This window comes from Spirosoma terrae (genome assembly GCF_010435915.1).
Lineage (GTDB): Bacteria > Bacteroidota > Bacteroidia > Cytophagales > Spirosomataceae > Spirosoma > Spirosoma terrae.
Genome location: NZ_JAAFZH010000005.1, coordinates 155,833 through 167,761, shown reverse-complemented (window position 1 = coordinate 167,761; position 11,929 = coordinate 155,833). Strand labels below are relative to the sequence as shown.

At 48.7% G+C, this 11,929-nt stretch carries 8 protein-coding genes; 5 read left to right on the top strand and 3 right to left on the bottom strand.

Features of this window, described 5'->3' with window-relative positions; all coding sequences use genetic code 11:
* Positions 1 to 17: 17 nt before the first annotated feature.
* The 5 genes from GK108_RS13695 (at position 18) to GK108_RS13675 (ending at position 5,404) form a co-directional block, all read left to right on the top strand.
* Positions 18 to 1,478 carry a RagB/SusD family nutrient uptake outer membrane protein gene (locus tag GK108_RS13695; RefSeq protein ID WP_163948977.1) on the top strand — a complete coding sequence of 487 codons (1,461 nt, stop codon included), beginning with the start codon at positions 18 to 20 and terminating at the stop codon, positions 1,476 to 1,478.
* Between the two features lie 151 nt (positions 1,479 to 1,629).
* Positions 1,630 to 3,057: a glycoside hydrolase family 30 protein gene (locus tag GK108_RS13690; protein WP_163948972.1), complete on the top strand. Its 1,428-nt coding sequence runs from the start codon at positions 1,630 to 1,632 to the stop codon at positions 3,055 to 3,057.
* A 216-nt stretch (positions 3,058 to 3,273) separates the two neighbouring features.
* The gene (locus tag GK108_RS13685; protein ID WP_163948969.1) at positions 3,274 to 3,597 is read left to right on the top strand and encodes a hypothetical protein; all 324 of its coding nucleotides are present in this window, start codon (positions 3,274 to 3,276) and stop codon (positions 3,595 to 3,597) included.
* A gap of 750 nt (positions 3,598 to 4,347) precedes the next feature.
* Entirely contained in the window at positions 4,348 to 4,680 is a 333-nt protein-coding gene (locus GK108_RS13680) for a hypothetical protein (RefSeq protein ID WP_212592798.1), read from the top strand.
* Between the two features lie 55 nt (positions 4,681 to 4,735).
* Positions 4,736 to 5,404 carry a mannitol dehydrogenase family protein gene (locus GK108_RS13675; protein ID WP_163948963.1) on the top strand — a complete coding sequence of 223 codons (669 nt, stop codon included), beginning with the start codon at positions 4,736 to 4,738 and terminating at the stop codon, positions 5,402 to 5,404.
* A gap of 64 nt (positions 5,405 to 5,468) precedes the next feature.
* Here GK108_RS13675 and GK108_RS13670 read toward each other — a convergent pair whose 3' ends face one another.
* Genes GK108_RS13670 through GK108_RS13660 form a run of 3 tightly spaced genes read right to left on the bottom strand, consistent with a single transcriptional unit; the run spans position 5,469 to position 11,925 of the window.
* Complete coding sequence (locus GK108_RS13670; protein ID WP_163948958.1) at positions 5,469 to 7,001, bottom strand: glycoside hydrolase family 32 protein; 1,533 nt, start codon at positions 6,999 to 7,001, stop codon at positions 5,469 to 5,471.
* Positions 7,002 to 7,036: 35 nt separating this feature from the next.
* Positions 7,037 to 8,755: a RagB/SusD family nutrient uptake outer membrane protein gene (locus tag GK108_RS13665; protein WP_163948953.1), complete on the bottom strand. Its 1,719-nt coding sequence runs from the start codon at positions 8,753 to 8,755 to the stop codon at positions 7,037 to 7,039.
* 17 nt (positions 8,756 to 8,772) lie between these two features.
* Positions 8,773 to 11,925 (bottom strand): SusC/RagA family TonB-linked outer membrane protein, encoded by a 3,153-nt coding sequence (locus GK108_RS13660; protein WP_163949673.1) that lies wholly within the window; start codon positions 11,923 to 11,925, stop codon positions 8,773 to 8,775.
* Positions 11,926 to 11,929: the final 4 nt, after the last annotated feature.

Here is an 11,929-nt window from a genome sequence, read left to right as displayed (position 1 = left end):
ACTCACTCATTAGCTATATGAAACGTCTTATCATATTTTGCATTCCTTTCCTGTTTTTGGCGAGTTGTAATGTGCTGGATAAACAACCGTTGCCCAGCATTACGCCCGAAAACTTCTTTACCAGCGCCGACGATGCCGAAGCAGCTCTGACAGCGGCTTACGACGCACTGCAACAAACGGGGGTTTATGGCCAGGACCTGAACGTAGTAGGCGAAATGCCGTCCGATAACGTAACCAGTAGTAATGGCGATGTAAATGCTATGGAGCGCCTGATCTGGACGCCACTGACCAGCCAGATGAACAATACGTTCCAGCACGCTTACATTGGTATCAACCGGGCTAACGCGGTTTTGCGATACGTACCAGCAATTTCGATGAACGAAACACGCCGGAATCAGATTCTGGGCGAGGCCCGTTTTTTGCGTGCCTTACATTATTTCAATCTGGTACGTATGTATGGTGGTGTTCCGCTACGACTCGAACCAACCGAATCCGGCGATCCAGGCGTTGTGGCGTTAGCCAGATCCACAGCCGATCAGGTGTATGCTCAGATCAATACCGATCTGCAACAAGCCGAACAGCTTACGGCAGCTACCTTTGGCGGGCAAACGGCCAATCGGACACGTATCATCAAAACGGCGGTTAATGCCTTGCAGGCTCGTGCGTATCTGACCCAACGGCAGTGGACCGAGGCCGCAACCGCAGCCAACAAGGTTATTACGAGCGGTGTATACCAGTTATCGCCGAGCTTCAACGCCTTGTTCCCGCCCGATAATAATGCCGAATCGATCGTAGAAGTGCAGTTTGCGGGAAATGCTGATGGTGGTTTTATCCTGCCAGATTTGCTGCTGCCCTCCCCTCCTGCTACGTATTCGTTTCCGAAGTTCAATATCCCAACGGCGGAGCTGCTTCAGTATGCCGATACGTTGATCGATCTGCGCTGGAAATTCACGGGCGAAGTAACATCGGCGGGTCGTAACCACGCCAGCTTTGTGATGGGTCGGTCAGCCAATGCCAACGACAACGGACCTTTTGTGTATAAATGGCGGAGTAATCCAAACGCGTTCAACAGCCCTGACAACTACTACGTACTACGTCTGGCCGATGTGATGCTGATGTATGCCGAGGCCTCTAACGAACAAAATGGCCCGAATCAGGAGGCCCTGACTCAGTTGAATACTGTTCGCACCCGCGCTGGTTTGCCAGCTCTTACGCTGGCTGCGCTGACCAAACAGACGTTCCGCGACGAAGTGGATCGCCAACGTCGGTTAGAATTGGCGTTTGAAGGGGAGCGGTGGTTCGACCTGTTACGTTACGCACGGCATACACAGGCCGATGCCAGCGTAACGCACCGGATTAACGCGCTGGACATCATTCAGCAGGTTCGCGGAGCGCGCGATGCCAATTATCTGCTGTTCCCGATTCCACAGAACGAAATCAACAATAATGCGCTGATTCAGCAGAATCCGGGCTATTAATCGATTTCTCACGGAGGCACAGCGTTCACAGATAGTTTTAGAAAGACTTTGTGAACGCTGTGCCTCCGTGGGTAATCAACTCTCCTAAAAGACTTATAGAAGTCTAATCATCAACATGGCAAGTGACAAATTGAATCCTGAACTCAAGCTCATGCATACATCATTCAAACAGAAGGTCGCTACCTTCTCTTTTCTGGCTTTGTTAGGTGTTGGAACAAGCTGTCAACGTAACACCCTCAATCACACTACGTCTAACGATATAGAGTTCTGGCTAACGAATCCAGACCGTTCAGCGCTGTTTGTCAAACAACCTGGCAAGTTAGCATTCAGTAATACGCCCAGTCAGGGGCCAACCATCGACATTGATGACTCGCAGACGTTTCAGGCAATCGATGGCTTCGGCTACACCCTAACGGGTGGCAGCGCCATGCTGATTCATAAGATGGATACCAAAGCACGGGCCACTTTATTAAAAGAGTTGTTTTCTACCGAAGGCAATAGCATTGGCGTCAGCTACCTCCGCATCAGCATTGGTGCATCGGACCTCGACGACCGGGTTTTCTCCTACAATGATTTGCCCGAAGGCCAGACCGATGTCAACTTGGAAAAATTTTCGCTGGCTCCCGACCAGGAACATCTGATCCCTATCCTGAAAGAAATTCTGGCGATCAATCCGGCCATTAAGATTCTGGGTTCGCCCTGGTCTCCTCCAACCTGGATGAAAACCAATAGTAACTCAAAAGGTGGCAGTTTGAAGCCCGAGTTTTATGATACGTATGCCCAGTATTTCATCAAATACATCCAGGGCATGAAGGCGGAAGGCATTGGGATCGATGCAATCACGATTCAAAATGAACCGCTGCATCCGGGCAATAACCCCAGTTTGCTGATGCTCGCTCCAGATCAGGCGACGTTCATTAAAAAGAGTCTGGGACCGGCTTTCAAAAAAGCGGGTATCGATACAAAGATTTTCCTGTACGATCACAACGCCGACCACCCCGAATATCCTATTTCGATCCTGAACGACCCGGAAGCAAAGCAATACGTCGACGGATCAGCTTTTCACCTCTACGCTGGCCCAATTACTGCTTTAACGGAAGTTCATAACGCGCACCCCGACAAAAATCTGTACTTCACGGAGCAATGGATTGGCGCCCCCGGTAATCTGAAAGGCGATCTGGCCTGGCATGTCAAAACGCTGATTATTGGCGGTACCCGGAACTGGAGTCGTACGGTGTTGGAATGGAATCTGGCCGCCGACCCTAAACAACAACCCCACACGCCCGGCGGCTGCACCGAATGTTTAGGCGCAATAACGGTAGACGGTAATACCATTACCCGAAACCCGGCTTATTACAACGTAGCAGTGGCATCAAAATTCGTACGTCCGGGTTCAGTACGTATCCAGTCAAACACGTCGGAAACACTACCTAACGTAGCATTTAAAACTCCCGACGGCCGAAACGTGTTAATTGTATTGAACACGCAGGAACAACCACAGACGTTTACGATTCGCGAAAAAGGCAAACTGACGAACACATCGTTACCGGCTGGCTCCGTAGGGACCTACGTATGGTAAAAACGTTCGTCGGTTAAAAATTGGTTTTCAGCCAGACAAATTCGCTGTTGGTCGATTCCATTTTTACCAACGATGATAAGTGCGCATTTTTGATCAAACGAATAGCAGACTTACGACCAATTGAGGCCTGTCTATTTTCATTTCATCAAATTTAACGGTTAAAAGCAATGATTTCAGGCTCACCTTGCCTGCTTGCTTTTACCACCTAGTAAGACTATGTTAACTACTAAAAAATACGACATCCGGCTTTTAGTTGATAACAAACAAATTCTGGTTAAATCGGTAGGCGGTAATTTATTTCAATCCAGACACTGGGAATTCTGGGGAGAATATGATGAGTCGGGGCGCCTAATAGGTCACCCTGTCCGCTCATTATCCGCCGATCACGCTATTCATGAAACCGACGAAAAAATAACCTTACCCATTCACGGTGTATCACTCGACGTAGCGGAAATTGTCAGCCAGCAACTCAATAGTACGGCATACGTAGAAGCTGCCATTCGCGAAAAATACGAACGCGAGCGAAAAATGGATCGCTGAAGCCGTCTACTATCGCTTCAAGCCAGAAATTGGCTTGAAGCGACAGATCTTTTTGCTTAACTCCCCCAATTAGCCGCCACCTTCTCCGACCTTTAGTACCGCTAAACTAGTTCAAAATCAGTCGTCTACCCCGCGCTTAAAGGCGCATATAACAGAAAATCAGGGTTAGGCTACGGCCCATTTACGTATCTATACATGTAAATTCTTAAAGAATTGCTTGCATAATTTATTTTTTCGCTGAAAAATAAAAGGCACTTTTTGTACTTTACGAATAAACCAAAACTATTGCCGTCTGTCAAAAGGTTTAGTAAATAGCAAAGACCTATTCTGGGCCTGGCTCTTTATACTGATTATAAATAGATTACAACAGACATGAACTCATCATACACAATACATAAAGGAAATAAAGTAAAGGCTATATCGGTATCTTTTTGGACTTTTTCCCGATTATTCGTCCTGGGTTTTATCGAACAAAATCCTGTCATATTTGCAGGCCTAGCCCGTCTTTCCACGCCATTTGGGGGGAATATCTTAGCGGGCAACTAGCCATTATCTCAACGCATACAGGCGAGCCTTTTTCGTTTTTTCGTCAGTAATCCTGGCTCTGGCAGTGACGCCCCTAGTGCATGTAACGTCAACAGATAGACGCTTTTAGCCACAATCCAGGTAGTAGGCATGGCTGGTTACGGCGTCAGTCAATGATTGACCATTCGCTACGAATGGTCTGCGGTCACTTTAACCGACAAACTCATGAATCGTTTTTCAATCATATATCTGGCTAACAACCAGTACCAACAGATTTCCTACGATACCCAGGCCGAAGCAGAATCCGTTTTAGCTCGCCTTTCCAATGAGCAAGGCCAAACACCACTCGGTATTTATGATGCTAAAACTGAGCTTTTTTACTGGGAGCCCACTCGTCAAGACTATTATGATCAGGCAACTATTGAAGAGCAGGGAAAATTTGGCAATCAGATTATTACAATTGCCAAAACACTTCGTCAGGCAAACAACGAATCGTTGGTGGCCGACCCCTCACTGTCGCAGTTGCTCAGCATGAGTGCTGCACAAACTATATCCTGACGATCAGACAGGTACCAGTATGTGTGACTTCAACAAGCTATAAGACCTCACTATTATGTCATATCCAACGTATCAGCTGCTGACGGACGATCTGCCAGCAATAGACGAACAACACTATAAACGGCTTCTGAACACCTCCCGTAGCGCTGTCATGTATCCCGCATTACTGGCGGGCTACCGCAACGTTTACGAAGCCATGAATGATACCGTACTTCGCAATTACCTGGATGTATTCGTTCAGCGCGTTGCCTACGCGGGACTAAACATACCCGATAACGAAACAGGAATAACGCTAAAAAATCATGTTCTCGACAACTTATTTGTCGAAATGGCCGACGATCAGCTGGAGACGCTGAGCTTTAATGGGTTAGCGAATCTATCGGATTCCCTGCTGCCTGTACTTACAGAACTGGTCGATCAGAACAAACCTGTTCACTGCGTTGCTTTTCTGGTAGCGGCTTACGGCCATTATCTTCAGGCTGAAACGGACGACAAAGGCGCTCCCTACGAAACACAAGAACCTTTATTGCACGAAACTGACTGGGCTAAGATTGGCGATAACGATGTACTTGCTTTTTTAGACGTATCGCCTTTGGCTTCGGCAACACTGCGCGACATACCTCATTTCGCAGCTTTATATACGCTATATCGGAAACAAATCGCTATTTACGGCGTATCCTTTACGCTCAGACAAGCGATGTGTACGTTCTGGGAAACGGTCTAAAAAGAATATCCGCAATGCCATATGGACGATATATGGCATTGCGGATCATTGTTTCGACTATTGACTAGTTGTTCTGCTCGTTACTCAGAGCCGGTTTTAACGTCTTGTAGGTTATGTTGCTGACAGTAATTCCAGTGGCCGATTTCAGATAAAGCTTATTCATCGGTTTCTCAGGAAAGAATATGTCGGTCATAACCGTCAGACCATTATCAGCGAATAGTTCAACAGAAGCGACATCGGCCATTACCGTCAGCGATATAGTCGGCGTGGTCGACAGGCGGGGCGCGGTATGCCGTTTACCGAAGCCTTTTTCAAAATCTATTGTTCCAGATTTACTCCGGTCTAAGTAGTACGCATTGGCTTTTTTATCGTAACCGATCACCAGTTCATTGCCTTCTGCATTGGCCAGTACGATCGAAAAATCATCGGCTTTTTGAGTAGCTAGCTCCAGTCGAAATAAGCCCGATTCGTTGTTTGCCTTTGCGGTGAGGTCATATTGCCCTTTGACGGCCAGTTTGTTTACCGTAAAGCCTGTACTGTTCAGCACATCCAGCTCTTTGACGGGCGTGGAGGTCAGGAATAGCTCTTTATTGACTTCTTTCAGACCAAGTTCGCGCGGTATGGTGTTCGCACTTCGCCAGGGCGAGGTTGGCACTACGTTGGCGTACTGCCAGTTGCTCATCCAGCCCATCAGGATGGTTCGGCTGCCCGTATTGGCGAACGTAACACCGGCATAGTTGTCAGCACCGTAGTCCATCCATTTGGTATCGGTCGAGAACGGTGTGAAGGTTTTCCCATCAAAATCGCCCACAAAATACTGCGTCGACGATCCACCATTCGGGCCACCCGGATTGATGTTGACAATTAACACCCATACCTGCTTTCCATTATGTTGTAGTGGGAATAAATCCGGACATTCCCAAACGCCACCATGCGCACCAATGGTTTTACCAAACTCGCTTTCCTTTGCCCAGTCTTTTAAGTTAGGTGACGAATAGAACGTAATGTGATCTTTGGTCGCCAGCGTCATAATCCATTTTTTTGCTGGCTCAAACCACCGCACCTTCGGATCGCGAAAATCGCTGATACCCGGATTGGGCAGTACAGGATTACCGGCATATTTCGTCCAGGTTTTTCCTTCGTCGAGGCTATAGGCTATGCTCTGGTATTCATGCTTCCCGGTTTTTTCTTTTTCCATACGGGGATTATGATGGGTGAAAATAGCCACCAGAGGTACTTGCCCATTTTTACCTAACCCACTGGTGTTCTTACTATCCAATACCGCACTACCCGAAAAAATATAGCCCAGACTATCGGGATACAAGGCAATAGGCTGTTCATGCCAATGGACCATATCCTTGCTGGTGGCATGTCCCCAGTGCATGGGTCCCCAGGTACTCCCATCGGGGTAGTACTGAAAAAACAGATGATACGTCCCTTTGTAATAAATCATTCCATTGGGGTCATTCATCCAGTGCGCTCTGGGCGAAAAATGATACTGAGGACGATGTTGCTCCGCTTTCGACAGTGTATTCTGAGCAAACGCTACGTGCCCTAACAGCATCAGGGCACATAAGTTAACCGTTACGTTCCGCATAACTAATAATAGTGAGACCAACTAAACTTTTTACGTTAATACCCGACGTTCTGCTTATAAAGGCCTTTTGTGAAGTTTATCTCACGTTGAGGAATCGGTAAATATTCATCACGCCCCGCCGTAAACTTAGCTCCACTCAAAAAACCTCTCCGGCTTTTCTCTTTATCGAGATACGCATTCAGCGTTTGAGCAGCTATTCCCCAGCGAACCAGATCGAAGAAGCGGGGACTTTCCGTAGCAAACTCCAGCCGACGTTCCCACTGAAGGGCCTGACGAGCGTAGGATTGTGTCCAGTTCGACGCATCGTACGGCTTAATCAGATAGTTCGATGGATCAGTACCGTCCGCTTTTTTAGTCCGGCCCGTGCTGGCAGCAGCCCTTGCCCGAATTTTGTTAATCAGTGGTAACGCCAGCGTATGTTGCCCTAGTTCGATATAGGCTTCGGCCTGCCACAATAATACGTCGGCATAGCGGATTATATCGATATTTTTCGACGTTCCGATGAATGGCCCTTGCTTTTTGTACGATGAACTGGTGGCCAGCTGCTGCTCCTTCATCGATTGAAAATAGCCGTATACGCCCGGATCGCGCACCCAACTGTTGCTGAACGGAAGCGCAGCATTGTATTTATACGGGTGTCCATCGATACCGATTGTATGGTCAACACGCGGATCGACCGTAGCGCTTTTGAAATCAATGCTACCCTCATTGAACGTAGTAAACCTGGGCAATCCATTGGCGTCGGTTCCAAAAGCATTAGCCAGATTCTGGCTGGGTTGATGGAAGCCGCAGCAGCCATACTGGGGGGCGCCATGCGGATAATTCAAACCGGTTTCGAAATTAAGCCTGCCAACCGTCGTTCCGTCGTTGATCGAATACTGTACCGCAAAAACAGACTCAACGCCATTGTCATACTCGGGCAGGAAATTTTCGGCAAAATCGGGTTGCAGGCTGTACTTACCAGAGCTGATTACCTGTTCGGTCAGCTTCACTACCTCCTGCAATTTAGCCTTGTTTATACTAACGACCCGATGGTTCTCATCCTGCTCGTAAGCCTGGTAGAGACGTAGTTTAGCCAGATAAGCAGCTGCCGATACTTTGTTGGCCCGCCCCACCTGCGACTGCGTCTGGGGCAAGTTATCAATGGCGAATTGAAAGTCTTCGGCGATTTTATCCCACAACTGATCATTGGTGTACGTTCGGTTCGAGGTTGCCAGAATCTGGTCGTTGGTCAGCGTTTCGTCTACATACGGCATGTACTTGAACAGCATTTTCAACATGAAATGAGCGTGACCTCTCAGAAAACGTAGCTCTCCCTGGCGTACTTTCTTGAGCGGAAATGCAGTTTCCGACAAGTTATTGATCGACCGTAAGCCCACGTTGGCCCGAGAAATTGCTTTATAATAGTTTTCCCAGGTATAAGGATGCATAAAACCATCGCCCTGCTGCGGCTGAGTCAGGTTATATTGCTCATAGAAGTTAACGTCCTGAACATCGGCCACACCACCGCCACCCTTATACGCATCATCGGAACGAACGCTGCCATAAACCCACATACTCGCAATAGGTCCAATCATTTCGCCGTTACCCAGCGACGCATAAGCCGCGGTCACCAGCGCATCGGCATTGTCGGCGCTTTTTACATTTTCGGACGATAAGGTGCCCTGTGGCTGGTACTCCAGAAAATCGGTGCAGGAAGAAAACACGTGTCCGGCAGCAACGAGCACCATAGACAATACTAGTTTATTTTTCATGACGGTAAGGCTCAGGATTAGAAGGAAACATTCAGACCAAACGTGAAGGTGCGGGGAACGGGAATCGTATTGACGTCGATACGTTCGGGATCGGGGCCCAGAAAACGTTTGCTCTTCAGCCAGAACACGTTTTCGGCCATACCATATAAGCGTAGACTCGTTAGGCCAAACTTGCTGACAGCATCTTTCGGGAAAGTGTACCCTAATTGAATGTTTCTGATTTTGTAATAGGACGTATTGACGTTAAAGTAATCGGATGTACGGGTTTCGTTATTACCATCCGACAACGTTAGGGCCGGAATCTGTGAAGACGTATTCTGGGGCGTCCAGGCATCAAACACACCTGGCCCTACGTTATCACGCCCCCGGATAAAGTTGTTATAGAACGTATAGGGATCGAAACCAGTCCGGCCCGTTACGCCAGAGCCGAAGATGGAGAAATCGAAACGCTTATAACCGATTTCGATACGAGTCCCGTATTCAAGCCCAGGCAACGTAGTACCAAAAAACTCCTGATCCAGCGCGTCGATTTTGCCATCGCCGTTGAGGTCTTTGTATCGAATACGCCCCGGAGCCGCCCCTACCTGCTGGGCATGCCGGTTCACCTCTTCCTGATTCTGGAAAATGCCATCGGTACGGTAACCAAACAAATCCAGTTGCGAATGACCGATAATGGTCGTTACAGCATTTCCAGCAAAGGCGGAACGTACCTCTTCGGGCAGCACCGTTATTTTGTCGCGGAATCGAGCGAAGTTAGCAGAAACGCTATAGGTGAAATCACCGATTGGTTTACCCAGATACGATAGCGATAGTTCAAATCCCTTGTTAGTCTTGGTCGCACCATTCACAAACTTAAGCTGCCCTTCTCCCACCGCCGATGCAACGGGTGGCTTAATCAGAATATCCTCGGTCATGCGGGTAAAATAATCGAACGAGCCCGCCAGACTTCCATTCAGGAAAGCAAAGTCAAGACCAACGTTTAGCTCACTGGTTGTTTCCCACTTAAGAGCGGTGTTTTCACCCTGAGTCTGTACAAAACCAGAAGGTAGCGTTCCGGAGTTTGTCCCATTCAAATCATAGGCGGTTCCGACGTTCCAGTACTGATCAAAAAAGCCATTATGACCATTAGGTACCTGCGAGGCCAGCGTTCCATAGCGCGGTTCGAACAAACCAAAACGAGCCAGATCGCCAATATCCTGATTCCCGATACGTCCCACTCCAGCCCGTAGCTTCAAGCTACTGATTGCTTTCACATTGCTCATAAAAGCTTCTTTGTCGATACGCCAGCCTACAGAAGCGGCCGGGAAGAAGCCGTAACGGTTTTGCGCACCAAACCGGGAAGAACCGTCTCTACGTAGCGTTAAGGCTGCCAGGTAACGATCCGAAAAGGCATAATCGAGACGGGCGAATTGCGACATCAATCGGCTACCCGTCGACGTACCGTTGCTGCTGGCATTCCCGGATGCTGCACTCAGCACAAAGAAATCTTCCGTCTGTACCGCAAAATTTTCGCGGTAGGAGACCACATCGTCTAAATTATCGCGAATAGCTTCTACACCAGCCAGGGCGTTGACCCGGTGGTCGCCAAAACCAAAGCTATAACGTAACGTATTGGTCCAGGTTAGACTCAGGAATTTATTGGTGCTGAGGGTAAGGCTGTTGAGCGTACGGGAAATAAATCCATTCTGGAACGACTGTTCGATGTTTTTTGACGAAAAACCGGCGTTGTCCATCCCTAACGATGAGCGGAAGATCAGGCCCCGAATTGGCTCAATTTCGGTAAACACATTCCCGAATACGAACGTCCGATTGATCTTATCCCAGCGGTTGATATACTGCATGAACAACGGGTTATTCCGATCCGAATAACCCGAGCCAATAGGCCCGGCAAAGTCACCCGTTTTCGTATAGACCGGAATAGTCGGGGCGAGGGTGATAGCCAGACCGGGTGTGGGCGCTCCGCCAAGATCAGTCGCTACGGGGGTTTCTCTGGATGACGTTAGCTGCAGGTTAACACCAAATTTGAAACGGCCATCGAACTTGCTGGTCATGCCATTGAGCCGACCCGTAATCCGGTTATAGCCCGTATAACGTAGCATTCCCGAATTATTGAGGTAGCTCAGGTTAACCATAATGGATGAGCTTTTAGTCCCTCCTGATACCGTCAGATCGTTGCTGGTTACGTAGCCCGTTTTGTAGAGTTCACGCTGCCAGTCGGTATCGCCAGCCGGTACGTTCTGGTCACCCCCAACATATGGATTAACCGTAACGCCGTTCAGGACTGGATTAGTAAAATCTTTGTTCCAGTTAAAGGTGTAGATGTCGCCATAGCCCGATGCAGGATCAACGCCATCATTAACCGATGCCCGCCATAACGCCCGTCCCCGATCGACGGCATTCAACATCTTAAATCGTTCCGGTTTCTCCGACTGAGCGGATATACTGGTATTGAACTGAACATTCAGCTTACCATCCGTATTAAATCCATTTTTGGTGGTTACGATAATGACCCCGTTCGACGCTCTGGCGCCATAAATCGAAGCCGACGAGGCATCTTTAAGAACCTGAATCGACTGAATAGCCGTCGGGTTCAAACTCTGGAACACCTGAGGGCGCTTGGTTGGAACACCATCGATAATGTAGAGCGGATCGTTATTTCCTAACGTATTGGCGCCCCGAATCAGAATACGGCTGGCATCGCCCGATGGACTGCCCGACTTCTCCACATACAAACCAGGCACCCGCCCCTGAAGCGCCTGCATGGGGTTGCCGGTACTTGTATTTTTGGTAGTAGCCACTTCTACAACGGCTACGGCTCCCGTAAGATCCTCCTTGCGAGCGGTTGTATAACCAAGCACGACTACCTCGGCCAGCTGCCCGCCAGCCAGCAAGCCAACTTTCACCGTATTAAGGCCCGCCACGGGGACTTCCTGCGAGAGATAGCCAATAAAGGAAACCTGTATGGACGTAGCACTAGCGGGAATTGTGATCGAAAACAATCCTTTTGTATCGGCCACGGTACCGGTAGACGTTCCTGGCACGACGACATTGGCGCCAATCAGCGGCTCATTGGTTTTAGCGTCGAAAATACTGCCCGTAATAGCGCGTTGCGCCCATACCATAGACACAGTCGAGCACAGCACTACCAGGGCTAACAGGTAGCTTTTCATGTTC

Excerpts from the sequence above, each read along its gene's own strand:
- GK108_RS13695 (WP_163948977.1), top strand. The coding sequence starts at position 18 with ATGAAACGTCTTATCATATTTTGCATTCCTTTCCTGTTTTTGGCGAGT.
- GK108_RS13690 (WP_163948972.1), top strand. The coding sequence starts at position 1,630 with ATGCATACATCATTCAAACAGAAGGTCGCTACCTTCTCTTTTCTGGCT.
- GK108_RS13685 (WP_163948969.1), top strand. The coding sequence starts at position 3,274 with ATGTTAACTACTAAAAAATACGACATCCGGCTTTTAGTTGATAACAAA.
- GK108_RS13680 (WP_212592798.1), top strand. The coding sequence starts at position 4,348 with ATGAATCGTTTTTCAATCATATATCTGGCTAACAACCAGTACCAACAG.
- GK108_RS13675 (WP_163948963.1), top strand. The coding sequence starts at position 4,736 with ATGTCATATCCAACGTATCAGCTGCTGACGGACGATCTGCCAGCAATA.
- GK108_RS13670 (WP_163948958.1), bottom strand. The coding sequence starts at position 7,001 with ATGCGGAACGTAACGGTTAACTTATGTGCCCTGATGCTGTTAGGGCAC.
- GK108_RS13665 (WP_163948953.1), bottom strand. The coding sequence starts at position 8,755 with ATGAAAAATAAACTAGTATTGTCTATGGTGCTCGTTGCTGCCGGACAC.
- GK108_RS13660 (WP_163949673.1), bottom strand. The coding sequence starts at position 11,925 with ATGAAAAGCTACCTGTTAGCCCTGGTAGTGCTGTGCTCGACTGTGTCT.